The 16918-nt window shown below is 66.1% G+C and carries 19 protein-coding genes and 1 pseudogene; 2 read left to right on the top strand and 18 right to left on the bottom strand.

Annotated features, from left to right (window positions below; genetic code table 11):
- Window positions 1–43: 43 nt before the first annotated feature.
- The 6 genes from R4P57_RS08585 to R4P57_RS08560 all read right to left on the bottom strand — a co-directional run bounded on the left by R4P57_RS08585 (window position 44) and on the right by R4P57_RS08560 (window position 5399).
- Window positions 44–1606, bottom strand: a complete 1563-nt coding sequence (locus tag R4P57_RS08585) for a uroporphyrinogen-III synthase (protein WP_037186964.1) — start codon at window positions 1604–1606, stop codon at window positions 44–46.
- Window positions 1603–1773 (bottom strand): hypothetical protein, encoded by a 171-nt coding sequence (locus R4P57_RS08580; protein ID WP_156516050.1) that lies wholly within the window; start codon window positions 1771–1773, stop codon window positions 1603–1605. Before R4P57_RS08580 ends, R4P57_RS08585 begins: the two co-directional genes overlap by 4 nt.
- A complete protein-coding gene (gene hemC, locus R4P57_RS08575; RefSeq protein WP_317802433.1) occupies window positions 1766–2743 on the bottom strand; it encodes a hydroxymethylbilane synthase in 978 nt (325 codons plus the stop codon). The genes R4P57_RS08580 and hemC overlap by 8 nt, the downstream gene beginning before the upstream one ends.
- Entirely contained in the window at window positions 2740–4152 is a 1413-nt protein-coding gene (locus R4P57_RS08570; RefSeq protein WP_317802432.1) for a glutamyl-tRNA reductase, read from the bottom strand. The genes hemC and R4P57_RS08570 overlap by 4 nt, the downstream gene beginning before the upstream one ends.
- Window positions 4149–4961, bottom strand: a complete 813-nt coding sequence (locus R4P57_RS08565; RefSeq protein ID WP_317802431.1) for a redox-sensing transcriptional repressor Rex — start codon at window positions 4959–4961, stop codon at window positions 4149–4151. Before R4P57_RS08565 ends, R4P57_RS08570 begins: the two co-directional genes overlap by 4 nt.
- Window positions 4962–5117: 156 nt before the next feature.
- On the bottom strand, window positions 5118–5399 hold the full coding sequence (locus tag R4P57_RS08560) for a glutaredoxin family protein (protein ID WP_037186951.1): 282 nt from the start codon (window positions 5397–5399) through the stop codon (window positions 5118–5120).
- A gap of 206 nt (window positions 5400–5605) precedes the next feature.
- On the opposite strand from R4P57_RS08560, the gene R4P57_RS08555 reads away from it, so the two are divergent.
- A complete protein-coding gene (locus R4P57_RS08555) occupies window positions 5606–6541 on the top strand; it encodes an HAD-IB family hydrolase (protein WP_317802785.1) in 936 nt (311 codons plus the stop codon).
- 33 nt (window positions 6542–6574) lie between these two features.
- Here the strand turns inward: R4P57_RS08555 and R4P57_RS08550 are convergent, their stop codons facing one another.
- The 10 genes and pseudogenes from R4P57_RS08550 to R4P57_RS08505 all read right to left on the bottom strand — a co-directional run.
- Window positions 6575–7063 carry a GNAT family N-acetyltransferase gene (locus R4P57_RS08550; protein ID WP_317802430.1) on the bottom strand — a complete coding sequence of 163 codons (489 nt, stop codon included), beginning with the start codon at window positions 7061–7063 and terminating at the stop codon, window positions 6575–6577.
- Window positions 7064–7085: 22 nt separating this feature from the next.
- A complete protein-coding gene (locus R4P57_RS08545) occupies window positions 7086–8135 on the bottom strand; it encodes a lysophospholipid acyltransferase family protein (protein ID WP_317802429.1) in 1050 nt (349 codons plus the stop codon).
- A complete protein-coding gene (locus tag R4P57_RS08540) occupies window positions 8132–9277 on the bottom strand; it encodes an NAD-dependent epimerase/dehydratase family protein (protein WP_317802428.1) in 1146 nt (381 codons plus the stop codon). The genes R4P57_RS08545 and R4P57_RS08540 overlap by 4 nt, the downstream gene beginning before the upstream one ends.
- 143 nt (window positions 9278–9420) lie before the next feature.
- The gene (locus tag R4P57_RS08535) at window positions 9421–9522 is read right to left on the bottom strand and encodes a 30S ribosomal protein bS22 (RefSeq protein WP_003402602.1); all 102 of its coding nucleotides are present in this window, start codon (window positions 9520–9522) and stop codon (window positions 9421–9423) included.
- A gap of 219 nt (window positions 9523–9741) precedes the next feature.
- Entirely contained in the window at window positions 9742–9978 is a 237-nt protein-coding gene (locus R4P57_RS08530; RefSeq protein WP_008713658.1) for a helix-turn-helix domain-containing protein, read from the bottom strand.
- A 127-nt stretch (window positions 9979–10105) separates the two neighbouring features.
- Window positions 10106–10921 carry a pyrroline-5-carboxylate reductase gene (gene proC / locus R4P57_RS08525; protein WP_317802427.1) on the bottom strand — a complete coding sequence of 272 codons (816 nt, stop codon included), beginning with the start codon at window positions 10919–10921 and terminating at the stop codon, window positions 10106–10108.
- A gap of 18 nt (window positions 10922–10939) precedes the next feature.
- Window positions 10940–11797, bottom strand: coding sequence for a thioesterase family protein (locus tag R4P57_RS08520; RefSeq protein ID WP_317802426.1), 858 nt, complete (start codon window positions 11795–11797; stop codon window positions 10940–10942).
- Window positions 11798–11819: 22 nt separating this feature from the next.
- A complete protein-coding gene (locus tag R4P57_RS08515) occupies window positions 11820–12662 on the bottom strand; it encodes a sugar phosphate isomerase/epimerase (RefSeq protein ID WP_317802424.1) in 843 nt (280 codons plus the stop codon).
- Window positions 12663–12674: 12 nt separating this feature from the next.
- Window positions 12675–13832: a hypothetical protein gene (locus R4P57_RS08510; RefSeq protein ID WP_317802423.1), complete on the bottom strand. Its 1158-nt coding sequence runs from the start codon at window positions 13830–13832 to the stop codon at window positions 12675–12677.
- Window positions 13829–14068 (bottom strand): annotated as a pseudogene (locus R4P57_RS08505) (hypothetical protein); the annotation flags it as partial. The pseudogene R4P57_RS08505 and the gene R4P57_RS08510, both read right to left, overlap by 4 nt.
- Before the next feature lie 114 nt (window positions 14069–14182).
- Here R4P57_RS08505 and R4P57_RS08500 point away from each other — a divergent pair.
- Window positions 14183–14971 carry a hypothetical protein gene (locus tag R4P57_RS08500; protein WP_317802784.1) on the top strand — a complete coding sequence of 263 codons (789 nt, stop codon included), beginning with the start codon at window positions 14183–14185 and terminating at the stop codon, window positions 14969–14971.
- 34 nt (window positions 14972–15005) lie between these two features.
- On the opposite strand, the gene R4P57_RS08495 is transcribed toward R4P57_RS08500, so the two are convergent.
- Window positions 15006–15695 carry a response regulator transcription factor gene (locus R4P57_RS08495; RefSeq protein ID WP_032393874.1) on the bottom strand — a complete coding sequence of 230 codons (690 nt, stop codon included), beginning with the start codon at window positions 15693–15695 and terminating at the stop codon, window positions 15006–15008.
- Complete coding sequence (locus R4P57_RS08490; protein ID WP_317802422.1) at window positions 15692–16864, bottom strand: sensor histidine kinase; 1173 nt, start codon at window positions 16862–16864, stop codon at window positions 15692–15694. Before R4P57_RS08490 ends, R4P57_RS08495 begins: the two co-directional genes overlap by 4 nt.
- Window positions 16865–16918: the final 54 nt, after the last annotated feature.

Here is a 16918-nt window from a genome sequence, read left to right as displayed (position 1 = left end):
TCCTTACGGACCGGGTGTGCCGATCGTGAGATCCGCGACCGGGTTACCGGCGGCGCGACTTCTTTCGCGGCGGGGGCAGTGCACCCTCGGCCCGCAGGCGAGCCGCGTGCTCGGCGAGCGCCTCGACCAACGGTCCGACCTGTGCCGACTCGGGCTGCACGTCCACGCGCAGACCGAATTCGACGGCCGTCTCGGCGGTCTTGGGGCCGATGCACGCCACCAGTGTGCGAGCGTGCGGCTTTCCAGCGATGCCGACCAGGTTCCGGACGGTGGAACTCGACGTGAAGCACACTGCGTCGAAGCCGCCGGTCTTGATCATCTCGCGGGTCTCGGCGGGGGGCGGTGCCGCCCGGACGGTGCGGTACGCGGTGACGTCGTCGATCTCCCAGCCCCGCTCGCGCAGGCCTTCGGCGAGAGTTTCGGTGGCGATGTCGGCGCGAGGCAGAAGAACTCGGTTGACCGGGTCGAAGACCTCGTCGTACGGCGGGAAGTCCTCGAGCAGTCCGAGCGAGCTCTGCTCACCCGAGGGCACGAGTTCGGGGTTGATGCCGAAGGAACGCACCTTCGCCGCGGTTGCCTCGCCGACACAGGCGATCTTGACGCCGGAGAACGCACGAGCGTCCAGACCGAACTCCTCGAACTTCTCCCACACGGCGCGAACGGCGTTGGTGGAGGTGAAGACGACCCACTGGTAGCGGCCGTCGACCAGGCCCTTGACGGAGCGTTCCATCTGGGCCGGGCTGCGTGGGGGCTCGACGGCGATGGTCGGGACCTCGATGGGGATGGCTCCGTGGGTGACGAGTCGATCGCTCATCTCCCCTGCCTGATCCTTGGTGCGGGGCACCAGCACGGTCCAGCCGTACAGTGCGCGAGATTCCCACCAGGACATCTTGTTTCGGCCCGAGACGACCTTGCCGACGGTGACGACGAGCGATCCGACGAGCTCGGATCCGGCGTCGTTGAGTGTGGCGAGGGTGGCCTCGACGGTGCGCTGCTGACGGGTGGTGCCGCGGACGGTGATGGCCGCGGGCGTCTGCGGTGCCAGGCCGTGTTCGACGAGGGCACTGGCGGTTTCGGCCAGGTGACCCGAAGTTGCGTGCAGTACCAGCGGGCCCGGAGCAGCAGCGAGTGCTGCCCAGTCGACCTCGCCCCGGACGTCGGCCTCGGTGTGACCCGAGCCGAGTGCCATTCCGGCGTAGCTGGGGACGGCCGATCCTGCGGGCAGGCCGGGGAGCACCTCGAACGGCACGTGAGTGCGAGCGACGGCGCTGACCTCGGCGATCACCGAGTCGGTCGTGAGCGGATCACCGGAGACCAGGCGAACCACGTCGTGGCCGTTCTTGGCCTCGGCGAGAAGGGTTTTGGCGACCTCGGCCGGTTCGCCGAGTGCCGGACGAACCTCGACACCGTTCTCGCCCGTCTCCGGGTCACGCGGAACGTCGGCACCGACCAGGGCGGTGACGCCCTTGTCGACGTCGGGATCGGTGAATGCGAGCTCGGCCGCTCCGAGCACTTCCCGTGCCCGGACCGTGAGCAGAGCCGGGTCACCCGGCCCGGATCCCACGAACAGGATCCGTCCGTTGGTGTTCTTGCGGACTGGGCTCATCGGTTGTTCTCCAGTGCTGTCTTGTGTGGGTACTGCAGTTCTATCGGGGTTGCGGTGCCCCGTTTCGGAATCAGTCGAGCGGTGGCGATCGACTCTCTTCGCACCACCGGACGGGTCGCCTTGCGTTTGGCGCGTCCGCGGACGGGTGCCGTTATGGCCCTAGACATGAGATCCACCCTGTACCTGAGAACCGGCCTGTGCTGGTTCGGTGACTGAAACGAGTTCGCGCGCACCGAGATCGAGCAGTTCGCGGGCCAATTCCCGGCCCAGCTCCTCGGCTCGGTCGGGGGATCCGACGATCGACGCGCGGATGGTGTCGCTGCCGTCGATGGCGGCGACGCAGCCCCGCAAGGACAGTTCGTCGAAGATTCGGCCGTCCTCGTCGATGGATTCGACGACCTCGGCGATCGCGCCGACCGGAGCGGTGCAGCCGGCTTCGAGTTCGGCGAGCAGTCCGCGTTCGGCTGCCACCGCGGCGCGAGAGTGTGCGTCGTCGAGGGTGGCGATGGCGGTCACGAGATCGGTGTCTTCGACGCGACATTCGACTGCCAGCGCACCCTGAGCGGGTGCCGGGAGCATCTGAACCGGGTCGAGTGCTTCGGTCACGACGTCGAGTCGACCGATACGGGACAGTCCGGCGCGGGCGACGATGACGGCGTCGAGCTCACCCGACGCCACCTTTCCGATCCGCGTGTCGAGGTTGCCGCGCAACGGCTGAACGTCCAATCCCTGTCCGAGAGCGCGCAATTGAGCGATACGGCGGGGCGCGGACGTGCCGACCCTCGCGTCGGCAGGCAACTCACCGAGTACCAGTCCGTCACGGGCGACCAGGGCATCGCGCGGGTCCTCGCGAGCCGGGATGGCGGCGATGGTGAACCGATCGTCGGCCGCCGTCGGCAGATCCTTGTACGAGTGCACGGCGATGTCGACGGTGCCGTCGGCCAGCGCCTCACGCAGCGCCGCGGTGAAGACACCGACGCCGATCGTCTGCACAGGAGCAGCTGACAGGTCGCCCGCAGTCTTGACGATCACCAGTTCCGCTTCGACTCCGGCTGCCGCGAGGGCCACCCGAACTGTGTCGGCCTGGGTGGTCGCGAGAAGGCTTCCGCGAGTACCGATCTTGACGATGCCGGTCATTCGGCACGCTCCTGACCGGCGGTTCCGCCGGGGTGAGTGTCCGGGCGCAGATCGGTGCGGCTGGCGGTGAAATCGTCCACCAGTTCCAGCGAGCCGATCTCCATCGGCGTGGCAACAGCGTCGACCGAGCCGGGGCTCAGCTCGAACAACTCGCGCAGCGCGGCGGCATAGGAATCCCCGCCCGGGGTGCTGGCGAGCTGCTTGACGCGCACGGTGGGCGAATGCAGCAGCTTGTCCACGACGCGGCGCACGGTGCGTGCCACCTCGTCGCGCTGCGGCGAGTCGAGCCCGGGCAGCCGCGATTCGAGACGCAGCAGCTCACCCTCGACCACCTCGGCAGCACGCTGGCGCAATGCCGTGACAGTGGGGGTGACCTCGGCAAGTCGTTGTCCGGCAAGGTAACCCGAGAGTTCACTGGAGACGATCTCGCGAGCCGCGGACGCGTCGTTCGCCGCGGCACCGGCAGCAGGATCGCGCTGCAGGGACTCCATGTCGAAGACAGTGATGCCCGGCAGACCCGACACAGCGGCGTCGACGTCGCGCGGCAGACCGAGGTCGCAGATCACCAACGGTCGATCGGAGCCGCGCCGGGCGAGCGCGAGGTGGGCGTCGGCGATGGAGACCACGGCCCCCACCGCTCCGGTACAGGTGAGGAGGATGTCGGCCTCGGCGACTGCGTCGGCCAGGTTCTCGAGGGCGACCGAGGTTGCTGCGATCCCGTTGGAGACGGCGTTCTCGGCCAGGTGGTCGGCACGCTCGCGAGTGCGGTTGACGACGGTCAGCTCGCCGATGCCTGCGCGGCCGAGGTGGGCGACGGCGAGGCCGCCCATCGCTCCGGCACCGAGGACGACGGCCTTGCGGCCGGCGAGGGAACCGTCGAACAGGTCGGCGGCGCGGTCGAGGGCGACCGAGACCACCGAGGCTCCGGCGGCGTCGATTCCGGTTTCGCTGTGCACGCGCTTGCCCACGCGCAGGGCCTGCTGAGCCAGTTCGTGCATCACTCGGCCCGATGCCTGCTGACCGTCCGAGGCGGCGTAGGCCGAACGGATCTGGCCGAGAATCTGCTGCTCGCCGATGACCATCGAGTCGAGGCCACTGGCCACGGCGAAGAGATGCTCGACGGCGGCCTCGCTGTAGCGGACGTACGCGTGCTTGGTCAGGTCCGCGACCTCGAGCCCGGAGTGTTCACCGAGAACCTCGCCGACCGCGGTCAACGCGCCGTGGAAGGCGTCGACGACGGCGTAGATCTCGACGCGATTGCACGTGGACACCACCATGACCTCGGAGATGCTTCCGCTGGCCATCAACTTGTCGGTCAGTTTCGGGCGATCGGTCTCCGTGATGGCGACACGCTCGAGGACTGCGACGGGAGCGCTACGGTGCGAAATCCCGACGAGAAGGACACTCACGGTGCAATCACCGATCCGTTTCTTGTCGAACTGTTGACTGGGCTTGGATTGCCGGCGATGCGCGGACCGTGACTGCGGCCGAGGCGTGCCGTCGACGTGAGCGGGGGCGGGGACACCGGCTGCGGGCGGGGTGCGGTGACGATGGTCGGTTCCGAGACGTTGCGAGAGCTGTTGAAGGAGAGCACCTGCATCTCCACCGCCAGGTCCACACGCCGCACCTCGACGTGTTCGGGGACGTCGAGAACCATCGGCGAAAAGCTCAGGATGGATTCGACGCCGCCCGAGACGAGCTTCTCGGCGACGCTGTGCACTGCCTCGTCGGGGGTGGCGATGACGCCGATGGTGGCTTCGAGTTCACGGCATGCGACGACGAGTTCGTCGACGTGCCGGACGGTGAGGCCGTCGATGTCGGTGCCCACCCGCGCCGGGTCGCTGTCGAACAGTCCGACCATCGTGAAGCCGCGTCGAGCGAATCCGCCGTAGCCGGCCAGCGCCTGCCCGAGGTTGCCGACTCCGGCCAGAACGACGCGGTGGCCGCGATCGAGTCCGAGTGCGCTGTCGATCTTGGCGCGGAGGCGGGCCACGTCGTAGCCGACTCCGCGAACGCCGTTGGGGCCTAGAAAGGAGAGATCCTTGCGCAGTTTGGCCGATCCGACGCCTGCTGCGGTGGCCAGTTCTTCACTGGAGACGATGAGAACGCCCTCGTCTGCGAGGATCGAGAGGACCCGCAGGTACGTCGCCAGACGGGTGACCGTAGCCTGAGGGATGACCCGCTCTACGCCGCTGGGCGACGGGCGCTCTTCGGTCACGTCTGGGGCTCCTCGTCCGAACGGCGTCGATGCCGGTCTTCACGCTGATCCTGCGTTCGTGTCTATTTCACGGACGCTGTTCACACCACGGTAACTGCTTGTGAACGAATGAACAAAGTTGCGCACACCGGCCTTCACCTGCACACGCGAGACCAATCACACGTTCTTAGGGTGCCCTGCCCGGGCGAGATCGGCCCGCAACCGCGGCACGTCTACCTCCCAGTAACTGTGTTCGATGCCGTCGAGCAGCACCACTGGCACTCGATCCCCGTACTCCGCACGCAGGTCAGGCGATTCCGCTGCCGCCTCGTCGACGTCGACGACGGTGACTGCCACGTCGAATTCGCGGCAGACCTCGCTCAACACCTCGAACGCGTGAGTGCAGGAATGGCAGCCTGCGCGGGTGAGAAGAGCCACGCCGGTGGGAGTCGTCTGCATGCATCCACTGTGACACGGCCGCAACGGAGACGAAGGTCACAGTCCTCGGTCCGATCAGGGCCCGAACGACAGGCGTCGAGTGCCGCCCTTCGCCTGTCGTCCGGGCAACCCCGACTAGGCTTGCGGCGAGCGACTCGACTGGGAGGGGGACGGAAGTGAGCGACGGGGGAACAGACCTGCCGATCGAGGACACGCCCGATATCGACATGGTCGATACGAACGATCCGAGCGGAGACAAGCAGTTCAAGCGCCGCATCCGCAGGATTCGCAATCCGTTCGGTCCGACGGACGCCGAGGTCCGCGCCAACGTTGCAGGCCGGGCCAGTGCCGATGCCGCGCTGGCGTTGCAGATCGAGTCCGAGGGTGCCGTTCCGCGAGATCTGACTGCTGCTGCCTTCTTCGACGTGGACAACACGATGGTGCAGGGCGCGTCGATCATTCACTTCGCTCGCGGGTTGGCCGCGCGCAAATACTTCACCAGCGGCGATCTGGCCCAATTCGCTTGGCAGCAAGTCAAATTCAGGGTCAGCGGCAAGGAGAACAGCGAGGACGTGGCCAGCGGACGAGAGAAGGCGCTCTCGTTCATCACCGGCCGTCCCACCTCGGAGCTGACCAGGCTCGGCGAGGAGATCTACGACGAGATGATCGCCGACAAGATCTGGGCCGGTACCCGGGCTCTCGCTCAGATGCACCTCGACGCCGGTCAGCAGGTCTGGCTGGTGACGGCCACTCCCCTCGAACTGGCCCAGATCATCGCCAAGCGCCTGGGCTTGACCGGGGCCCTCGGAACCGTCGCCGAGAGCAAGGACGGGGTGTTCACCGGCCGTCTCGTCGGCGACATCCTGCACGGCATCGGCAAGGCGCACGCGGTGCGCTCGCTGGCGGTGCGTGAAGGTCTCAATCTCAAGCGCTGCACCGCGTATTCGGACAGCCACAACGACGTGCCGATGCTCTCGCTGGTCGGCACCGCCGTGGCGATCAACCCCGATACCGATCTGCGTGAGCTGGCCAAGAACCGGGGTTGGGAGATCCGCGACTACCGCACCGGACGCAAGGCCGCCAAGATCGGTGTGCCCACGGCGTTGGCCTTGGGCGCGGTGGGCGGCGGGCTGGCCGCGGTGATCGGCCGTCGCAAGGCCTGATCCGAGGAAGCCTGATTCATCCGGTGACGACTATCAGAGCGTGAGCTGCATCAGCGTCAGGTCCAGCCACCGACCGAACTTGACGCCCACCTGTGGCATCTGTCCGACGGTGACGAACCCGAATTTCTCGTGCAGAGCGATCGACGTGGTGTTCTCGGATTCGATGAACCCCACCAGCACATGCACGTTTCCGGCCCGGGCTCGCTCGATCAGCTCGCCCAGTAGCGCGCTGGCCAGCCCGCGACGGTAGAAATCTCGGTGGATGTACACCGAGTGTTCCACCGAGTGCCGGTAGCCGCTCTTGACACGCCACTGCCCGTACGACGCGTATCCGGCCACCCGTCCGTCGACCTCTGCGGTGAGTACCGGGTATCCAGCGGCGATCCGTCCCTCGAACCAGGCTGTGCGATCGGCGAGATCGACCTGTTCTTCGTCCCAGATGGCGGTGGTGTTGGCGACCGCATCGTTGTGGATGTCGAGAATCTCGGGTAGATCGGCAGCGGCAGTGTCGCGAATATGCACTGCCACACGATAACCCGAGCGTTCAACCCAGGAAGACGTTGCGCCTCTTGGCAAGCAGTCGATACAGCGTGTGCTGAATGGTTTCGCGTACGTGGTCGGTCAACTCGAACAGCACCATCGGATCCTCGAACGCGGTGGAGTCGTACCCATCGGTGGGGATCGGCTTGCCGAACTCGATGTACCACTTGGACGGCAACGGGATCAGACCCAGCGGTCCGAGGTGCGGGAAGAACGGAGTGACCGGAAAGTAGGGCATGCCCATCAGTCGGGCCAGTGGTGCGATGTCGCCGATCTTGGGGTAGATCTCCTCCGAGCCGACGATGGAGCACGGGATGATCGGCACACCCGTCCGCAGAGCGGCCGAGACGAATCCACCGCGACCGAATCGCTGCAACTTGTAGCGCTCACTGAACGGTTTGCCGATGCCCTTGAACCCCTCGGGGAACACGGCGGCGACCTCGCCGGTGCGCAGCAGGCGCTCGGCGTCGGGGTTGCACGCCAGCGTGTGCCCCGCCTTGCGCGCGATCGTGCCGACGCCGGGCATCTCGAATGCCATGTCGGCGGCCAACATTCGCAGAGGGCGGTGCGCCGGGTGGTGATCGCGCACGGCGACCGACGCCATCAACGCATCGACGGGCACCACGCCCGCATGGTTTGCGACGACGAGCGCGCCGCCGTCGGACGGAATGTTCTCGATGCCTTTGACTTCGACGCGGAACCACTTGTCGAACAGCGGCCGCAGCAACGGGAGCCAGACCGCGTCGGCGAAGTGCGGGTCGTAGCCGAACTCGTCGACGCTGTAGTCACCGGCCAGCCGTCTGCGTACGAACTCGGCGACCGAGGAGATCTGGTCGACGATCGTGGACTTGGTGTCGTCGATCATCGACAGCAACGGAGTCGGGATCGATGGCATCACGGCCGACGCGTCGGCAGGCGCCGGGTCCAGCAGCGGCGTCGGCTCTCGAGGGTCGGCGTAGGCGGAGGGGTGCCGTTCACGCGAGCCCGCAGCCGCTCGGGCCGAGCGGCCGGACGAGCCGCCGTGCAATGGAATCACTTTGGCCACTTCACTCACCGGTCCCCTCCCGAACTACGCGCCGGTTCCGAACTACGCACCGGTTCCGAACTACGCAGTGCTGCCAGTGCACGCGCCGTGGACGCGCCTGTTTCGACGGCCGAGACCAGTCGATCTTCGATGCTGTCCACCCATTCGGTTCTGATGACCGGCCGCAGTGCTGCTCCTCGGACGAAGTCGTCGAATGCCTGAACCGTAGTCCACCGCGGCTCGAAGCCCAGGACGGACCGCATGCGGGTGGTGTCGAGTCCGCAGCCGAAGTGGAAGTAATCGAGTTGCTCGGTGGTGAACTCGCGCATCATGCCGCCCATCAGTGCGCGGCCGACACTCTTGAAGAGCGGAAACGGTACCGGCACCTGAACGCGGCCGGCTCGGCGAATTGCCTGGGACAGCATGATCGTGCCGTCGGCTCCGACGTTGAACGTGCCTGCCGACCCGCCGAGAGTGGCGCGCTCGAGCGCAGCCAGGGCGTCCTCTTCGTGCAGCAACTGCATGCGGGCGTCACGACCGACGATGCTGGGGATCAGCGGCGAGGTCATGTACCGCGAGATGGTGCCGTTCAGTCGTGGACCGATCAGCGGTGCCATACGCAGGATCGACACCGCGATGTCCGGTCGTCGACGGCCGAGCCCGCGCAGATATCCCTCGATGTCGATCGTGTCCCGCGCGTACGCACCGCTCGGGGGGCGTCGGGCACTCATTTCCTCGGTGAATTTCACCGGGTCCTTGGCGCTGCAGCCGTACACCGAGGACGAGGAACGCAGTACGACCCTCTCGACGGTCGGTGACTTCTGGCAGACCGCGAACAGCTGCATCGCGCCGATGACGTTGAGGTCTTTCATCGTCGCGCGGCCACCGGATCTAGGTGGCTTGGCGACGGTGGCTGCGTGCACGACTGTGTCGACGCCGGCATTGCGAATCACTTTGCCGATCAGCGGATTACGGATGTCGGCTCGCACGAATTCCGCGCGACCCATGCGGCGCAGCAGATCCTTGCTCGGAGACACCGCATCCACGGCGATGACGCGCTCGATGTTCGGATTCTGGGCCAGCCTGGTGACGAGGTAACCGCCGAGAAATCGGCTCGCTCCGGTCACGAGGACCACTCGGGGCGCAGCTGATCCACGTTCGCTCGGACTCACTGCGCACCCCCAACGTCGATTCCGCTGCAAGCCTACTGGATCGGTCGGCGTCCGCGTGGGCGAGAAGCAAAGCCCGTTCTTCGAACGGAAGAAGCCCGCCACCGATGGTGACGGGCTTCCTCGTGAAGCAGATGACGGCAGGCTTATTTGCCGAGTTTCCTGCGCTGCACGCGGGTACGGCGAAGCAGCTTGCGGTGCTTCTTCTTCGACATGCGCTTGCGACGCTTCTTGATCACTGAACCCATGCGGGTGTCCTCACGTTCTTCTCTAGCGTTTTCGCGCACGCCGTTTGCGTACGCCTACCTGACAACCAAGCCCTGAGGGCTTCGAGCCAAAAGCCTTGGTCACCGAGCTGGCGCTGGGGCCACGTACTCGCCCACGGTTGCACACCGGCTGGCTGGCACGACGAGCGCCAATCCTACCGGTGTGAACCAGGACTTACGAAACCGGCCCCACGTGCACTACTAGCCTGCGTCGAAGTACGAGGTCTCGAGATAGTCGTGAACCGCCTTCGCGTGCACACGAAAAGATCGACCCACTCGTACAGCGGGCAATTCTCCGCCGTGCACCAGCCGGTACACGGTCATTTTCGAAACCCTCATCAGCGTCGCCACTTCGGCGACCGTGAGGAACTGCGTTCCGGCCAGAGCCGGTTGACCGTCCGGGGACGAACCCTTGGACGGCTTGTTTATAGACGCCATCAATCCACATACCTCCGGCACGTCTCATGCGGCAGGCTTCCCCTCCTGCCGAACAGACACGCACGTGCTGCCCCCGAGCCTATAGGGACAGATGGGGTTACTGCGACGGGTGTGGGGAAAAGATTTTTTATTCCGCTGTGATGCCCATCTCAATGGATCGGGCATTTGCGGCACCGAGAGCATCGAAAAAAGCTGCTCGGAGGCCCTTTTTCTCCAATTCACGCACCGCAGCGGCGGTAGTTCCGCCCGGAGAAGTCACCGCATATCGGAGCTCGCTCGCGCTCTCGTCGGAGCGATCGAGCATCGCCCCCGACCCCACCATCGTCTGAACCACGAGCGCCGACGCCACGTCGCGGCTCAATCCCAGGCCAACACCCGCGTCGATCATGGCCTCGGCCACCAGGAAGAAATAGGCCGGACCGGAGCCGGACACGGCCGTCACGGCGTCGAGCTGATTCTCCTTGACCACGACCACCTTGCCGACGGCCGAGAGGATCGAGCGCACGAGTTCGAGGTGCTCGGCGCGCGCGTACTTGCCCGGTGCCAACACGCTGACGCCCTCCCCCACCAGCATCGGGGTGTTGGGCATGACCCGAACGACCGGGAAGCCGGCGGGGAGCTTGGGCTCGAACTTGGCGGTGGGGACGCCTGCGGCCAGCGAGACGATGAGTTGTTCGCGATCGCCGTCGAGTTCGATCTTCGTGATCTCGGTCAGTGCCGCTTCGACGTCGGCCGGCTTGACCGCCAGCACGATCACGTCGGCACCCTCGGATGCGTCGCCGACGGTGGTGGTCAGTACTCCGAATTCCTTGGCGATCTCCTTGGCGCGGGCCTCGGACTTCTCGGCGACCACCAGATCGCGCACTGCGTGGCCGGACTCGAGGAGTCCCGCAATCAACGCCTCGCCGATCCGTCCGCCGCCGATCACTGCAATTCTCGTCATGCGGCCAAGCCTGCCATGTCAGTTCGAGCGCGGCACCATCGCCAACTGTCTGCTCTGCACCACGACGGCACCGGTCGAATCCAGCACCACGTGGTCCTCCTCGAACCAGGTGCTGCCGATGACGGTGCTGGTCGCCGCCACGCGCAGCCACCCCGGCACCGGACGGCGTCGCAGGTAGGTCGTCAACTGCACGGTCGGAGCCCACCCGAACATTCCGCGGTTCATGGTCACCGGAGCCGAGATGTCTCCGGTCATCAGTGCGAACAGCACCGCGGTGTCGACGTCGGCCTCGTCGCCTGCGAAGGGACGCACCCACAATCGAATCTCCGCCTCGCCCTGCTGACCGGTCAGGAACGACGCCGACGACGCGTCGATACGCATCTCGCAGCCCTTGGCCACGTGCACGATGGACGCCATCGGATGATCGCCTGCCACCGCGAGGGTATCCGCGGGCGGCTCGGCGGCCATCGACGCCAGCGACGTCGGCGTCTCGTGGTGAGGTTCGTCGGAATCGGGACGACCGAGGGTCACCACCGCCCGCACGGCAACGCGTCCGGCCTGGGTGAGTTCGACGTCGACGTGCGAGACCTGGCGACCGCGCTTGCGCACCACAGTCGTCAGGGCAATTTCGCCGGGATCGGGAGCGGCCAGGTAGCTCACGCTCACCGCGAGCGGCTGGATCTCGGCTTGATCCGGGTCGGTCGCGACGATGTGCTGACGCGCTGCTGCCGCGCAGACGGCGAGCATCGCGCCGCCGTGCACCTTCGGACCGATGGTCCAGGTGGAGTCGATCGCGCCCGCGAACGACGCGGTGTCGGCGGCGACCTCGAGCGCGGTCAGGGTGGTGGCGGCCTTGAAGGGGCTGGCGGAACTCATTGACGACAACTTACCGGCGGCCTCAGGACAGGTGTGCGCGGGCGAACTGCAGTGCTTGTCCGAGCATCGAGGAACGCTCGGAGACCGTCCGCGCGTTCTGGGTGTTGATCTCGATCACTGCCTGACCCTCGAAGCCGCGGCGCACCAGTTCGGTGCACACCTCCACGCACGGCTGGCTACCGTGGCCGGGGATCAGATGTTCGTCGACCGATGCGCCCCGGCCGTCGGCCAGATGCAGGTGCGCGATGCCCTCGCCCATCCGGTCGAGCATCTCGAGCGCGTCCGAGCCTGCGGTGGCCGTGTGCGAGAGGTCGAGCGTGTAGTGACCGTGGCCGACGTCCGTCGGGTCGTACGACGGCGAGAACGCCGACAGTGCTGCGCCCGGCCCACCACGTCGTTCGAGTCGCTGTGCGGATTTCTCCTTGCGCCCGAAGAAGCGGTCGGCGCGCATCGGGAACATGTTCTCGACGGCGACCACAACGTGAGAGTTCGATTCGAGTTCGGCGACCTGATCGGCGAAGCCGTCGCTGTACTTGCGCTGCCACCGGAACGGTGGGTGCACCACGACCGTCGCCGAGTCCAGCTTCTCGGCCGCCTCGACCGAACGGGCGAGTTTGGCGATCGGATCAGATCCCCACACTCGCTGCGAGATCAGCAGACACGGCGCGTGGATGGCCTGCACCGGCATCGAGTACTCCCGCGAGAGCGCGGCCACCGCGTCGACGTCCTGGCTGACCGACTCGGCCCACACCATCAGTTCGATGCCGTCGTACCCGAGCTCCGCCGCGTAGCGGAACGCCGCCTCGGTGTTCTGCGGGTAGACCGAGGCCGTGGACAGTCCCACCTGAATTCGCTTCGCACCCATCGGTCTGCCGGCTCAGCCGGTACTGAGCTGGAAGGCGAGCGGACCGAGCGTGACGAAGACACCGACGGCGATCGCGATGACGATCGATATCAGATCGTCGGTGCGCCGCAGAATTCTCACCACCGCGACGAGCCCGACGATGACCAGTACCGACAGCACCAGCGCGACCCACGGAAGCACGTCCCACAGTTGCTCGAAGCCCTTGAACAACAGCGCGCCGACGGCGACCGACACCACGGCCTGACCGATCAGCACCAGCCATTGCCGGACGGCACCGCCCTTGCCCTTGACGGCCGCTGCCCGGCGGTCGGTGCGCGAGGCCGCAGTCGAACTGTCGGCCTCCGCTTCCGGTGCGTCGTCGGTTGCCGTGTCGGCCTCGACGTCGGTCGCGGTCTTCGGCTCGTCGTCGATCTCCGGCTTCACGAGATCGACGACCTCGGTGGCGGCGGACGTCTCGACCTCTGCCTGCGCATCTGCCGACTCGGCTGTCGTGTCGTCGGCGCGCGCAATGCGCGGGGACACCGCGGTCTTGGCCAGGTCGTCGACGTCGATGAGTGCTGCTCGCGGAGCGACGTCGGTGTTCGGCTCGGACACCTCGACCTGCCGCGATGCTCGGAATCCCACAGGCTTGCGGGTCCGACCCTGCTCGGCCGCGGTGGATCCGTACGGAAGCCGATCCGACGTCGGCGTCGTGGCCGCAGCCGGGCGCTTGGCGCGTTCGGTGTCGTCGTGCGAGCGGTTCAGCAGGTCACCGGCCACCGTGGTGGAGCCGGACAGCAGTTCCGGCTCGGGCTGTTGCTTCTCGCGCTTGCCTGCCGACTGGAACGGGGTGGGGCGAGCGGTCTGCGGCCGGGCCGGTTGCGGCCGGGAGGAGACGGCGACGGGCGCGTCGTCCTCGACCACATCGCTGCTCTGCGGCGCTGCCGGGGCCACGTCTGGTGTCTCGGGCTCGGACGCGTCGGGAGCCGGGGTTTCGACAACAAGCGCGCTGCGGTTGCCGGGCTCGTCGCGAACGACGGGGATCTCACCGGTCAGCTCGGCGACGGAGATGCCGCCCTTGACGCCACGGCGACGGCGACCGCCTGCGCTCAGGTTCGTTTTCTGACCGTTTCGGGCCAGGAGCTCGGCAACCGAGATCTGTCCGGTGTCCTCCGGGTTGGTGTCGCTCATCTCGAACTCCCCACCAGATCGCCGTCGGTTTCGGGGTCCAGCTTCCTCAACATCAAACCTTCCTTCAGCGCCCACGGGCATGTCTCGAATGACTCCGCTGTCGATGCCCGCATGCTCGCCTCCGCTACCAGAGCCCCGGCCACCCGTAGTGGTGACCTGTCGGCGCTGACACCTTCCAATTCTGCACGGTCGGCTGCCATGATCCGCGACACGAACGCTACGAGTCGCCTCGAGCCCGCGTCTGCACCGACGTCGAGCACCCCTATTCGCACATGCCCACGGTACTGGGTCTACCGTCGTCGTTTGTGACATCAGGTCGTGAGCAGCCGTCGTTCGCTGCAGAGGTCGAGATGGATTTCCCTCGAGAATGGGTCGAGTTCCCCGACCCCGACAATTCGGAACATCTCATCGCTGCGGATCTGACGTGGTTGTTGTCCAACTGGACCTGCGTGTTCGGAACTCCTGCGTGTCAGGGAACCGTCGCGGGCCGCCCCGACGACGGTTGCTGCTCCCACGGCGCGTTCCTGTCCGACGAGGACGACAAACGCAAGCTGGACGAGTCGGTGAAGTTGCTCACTCCGCAGGACTGGCAGCTCATGGACAAGGGTCTGGGCAAGAAGGGGTACGTCGAATACGACGATCTCGACGACGAACAGTCACTGCGTACGCGGCGTTACAAGGGTGCCTGCATCTTCCAGAACCGTCCCGGGTTCGAGGGCGGAATCGGGTGCGCGCTGCATTCGATGGCGCTGCGCAAGGGCATCGAACCGCTCGAGGTCAAGCCCGACGTGTGCTGGCAGCTGCCGATCCGACGCACCCAGGACTGGGTGACACGGCCGGACGGCTCCGAGATTCTCAAGACCACGATCGGCGAGTACGACCGACGCGGCTGGGGCGAGGGCGGTCTGGATCTGGACTGGTACTGCTCCGGCTCGCCCGATGCACACGTCGGCTCGAAGCAGGTGTTCGAGTCCTACAAGCCCGAGTTGACCGAGCTACTCGGCAAAGCCGCCTACGAGGAATTGGCATCCCTGTGCAAGCGTCGCCGCGGTCTGGGTCTGATCGCGATCCATCCCGCCACTCGTGAGGCGCAGCGCACCAACAGAGCGGCTCCGCCGCATGTGCATGGAACTTCGTAGTGGGCTACGAAGTTCCATGCACATGCCGCAGGCTCTATCCCTCGAGCTTGTAGCCCAGTCCGCGCACTGTCACGAGGTGTTCCGGCTTGGCCGGATCGGACTCGATCTTCGAGCGCAGTCGCTTGACATGCACGTCGAGTGTCTTCGTGTCGCCCACGTAGTCGGCTCCCCACACGCGGTCGATCAACTGTCCGCGCGTCAGTACACGACCGGAGTTGCGGAGCAAATACTCGAGCAGGTCGAATTCCTTGAGCGGCAACGTGATCTGCTCGGATCCGACCATCACCACGTGGCGTTCGACGTCCATTCGTACGGGTCCGGCTTCGAGCACTCCGGTGTCGACTCCGCCGTCGACCTCTGCGTCGGAGCCGCGCCGCAGGACTGCGCGGATTCGGGCGATGAGTTCGCGCGCCGAGTACGGCTTGGTGACGTAGTCGTCGGCACCGAGTTCGAGCCCTACGACCTTGTCGATCTCACTGTCGCGTGCGGTCACCATGATCACGGGAACGCCTGAGCGCGAACGCAATTGCTTGCACACGTCGGTTCCGCTCATGCCGGGGAGCATGAGGTCGAGCAACACGATGTCGGCTCCTGCGCGATCGAATTCCGCGAGTGCCGACGGTCCGTCTCCGACGACGGTGGCCTCGAAACCTTCCTTGCGGAGCAGGAAGGCCAGTGGATCGGCCAACGACTCTTCGTCTTCCACGATCAGAACGTTGGTCACTGATTCTCTCTTTCTGTAACCGAAGCGTCGTCTTCTTCTTCGAAGTACGCAGGGATCTGGAGGGTGAAGGTGGATCCGGTGCCCAGCTTGCTCCACAGCGAGATGTTGCCGTTGTGGTTGGCTGCGACGTGTTTGGCGATGGCCAGGCCCAGGCCTGTGCCACCGGTTGCCCGCGACCGAGCTTTGTCGACGCGGAAGAATCTCTCGAAGACGCGTTCCTGGTCTCCCTTGGCGATGCCGATGCCGCGGTCGGTGACGGCGAACGCCACGTTGTCTCCGCGCAGGGCTCGGCTCACCGACACCGGCGCACCGTCCGAGGAGTAGGCGATAGCGTTCTGGATGAGGTTGGCCAGGGCCGTCACCAGCAGCGCTTGATCGCCGAGAACTTCGAGGCCGCTCGGGTGGTCGGTGGTGACGGAGATTCCGGCGTTCTCGGCAGCGAGCTTGGATCGATCCATCGCCTCGTTGACGACGGTGTCGACGTCGACCACCTCGAGGTCGGGTAGCTTCTCGGCACCTTGCAGTCGCGAGAGTGCGATCAGTTCGGTCACCATGTTGCCGAGCCGTTTGGATTCGGCGACGACCTTGCCGCCGAAGTGCCGGACGGAGTCCGGGTCGTCGGCCGATTCGAGCAGCGCTTCGGCCAGCAGGCTCATCGCGCCGACGGGCGTCTTGAGTTCGTGGCTGACGTTGGCCACGAAGTCCCGACGCGTCGCCTCCATCCGGACCTGCTCGGAATCGTCGTCGGCGAACAGCACCACGAACCGCTTGTCTTCCTTGCTCAGCAGGCGCGCAACGCAGCGGACGGCGATCTTGTCCCGGCCGGTTCTCGGGTTCTTCGAGCTGAGGTCGACTTCGACGGGGTTGCCGTCGGCGAGGACCTTGATCGCGGCATCCCAGGCCCGGTCGTCGATCAGACGGTTACGCACCAGTCCGAGCTCCTCGGCTCGCGGATTCGACAGGACGACGTCGTGAAATTGATCGACGACGGCGATGCCGCTCTCGGATGCGAGGACGATCAGATCCAGTACCTGCGACATCGTCAGGCCGGACGTGGCTCGGCGGCGCTCCGAGTGTCGGGTGTTGAGGTACGGAATCAGAACACCGCCGACGAGGTATCCCACGAAGGCCGTGGCGATAGCCAGTAGTACGGCCGATGCAACACTCACACCGGAATCGTACGTTCGATGGACAGCTCACATACGCAGGGTGCAGGCATTTCC

It is taken from the genome of Rhodococcus sp. IEGM 1330 (assembly GCF_033142445.1).
Lineage (GTDB): Bacteria > Actinomycetota > Actinomycetes > Mycobacteriales > Mycobacteriaceae > Rhodococcoides.
This window is presented reverse-complemented; position numbering and strand designations above follow the sequence as displayed.

Bases quoted from the DNA above. Each gene is read 5' to 3' on its own strand.
- R4P57_RS08510 (WP_317802423.1), bottom strand. From the start codon at position 13,832: ATGAGCGACACCAACCCGGAGGACACCGGACAGATCTCGGTTGCCGAG.
- R4P57_RS08580 (WP_156516050.1), bottom strand. From the start codon at position 1,773: ATGTCTAGGGCCATAACGGCACCCGTCCGCGGACGCGCCAAACGCAAG.
- R4P57_RS08515 (WP_317802424.1), bottom strand. From the start codon at position 12,662: ATGGGTGCGAAGCGAATTCAGGTGGGACTGTCCACGGCCTCGGTCTAC.
- proC (WP_317802427.1), bottom strand. From the start codon at position 10,921: ATGACGAGAATTGCAGTGATCGGCGGCGGACGGATCGGCGAGGCGTTG.
- R4P57_RS08535 (WP_003402602.1), bottom strand. From the start codon at position 9,522: ATGGGTTCAGTGATCAAGAAGCGTCGCAAGCGCATGTCGAAGAAGAAG.
- R4P57_RS08555 (WP_317802785.1), top strand. From the start codon at position 5,606: ATGGTCGATACGAACGATCCGAGCGGAGACAAGCAGTTCAAGCGCCGC.
- R4P57_RS08560 (WP_037186951.1), bottom strand. From the start codon at position 5,399: ATGCAGACGACTCCCACCGGCGTGGCTCTTCTCACCCGCGCAGGCTGC.
- hemC (WP_317802433.1), bottom strand. From the start codon at position 2,743: ATGACCGGCATCGTCAAGATCGGTACTCGCGGAAGCCTTCTCGCGACC.
- R4P57_RS08585 (WP_037186964.1), bottom strand. From the start codon at position 1,606: ATGAGCCCAGTCCGCAAGAACACCAACGGACGGATCCTGTTCGTGGGA.
- R4P57_RS08530 (WP_008713658.1), bottom strand. From the start codon at position 9,978: ATGGCGTCTATAAACAAGCCGTCCAAGGGTTCGTCCCCGGACGGTCAA.
- R4P57_RS08500 (WP_317802784.1), top strand. From the start codon at position 14,183: ATGGATTTCCCTCGAGAATGGGTCGAGTTCCCCGACCCCGACAATTCG.
- R4P57_RS08520 (WP_317802426.1), bottom strand. From the start codon at position 11,797: ATGAGTTCCGCCAGCCCCTTCAAGGCCGCCACCACCCTGACCGCGCTC.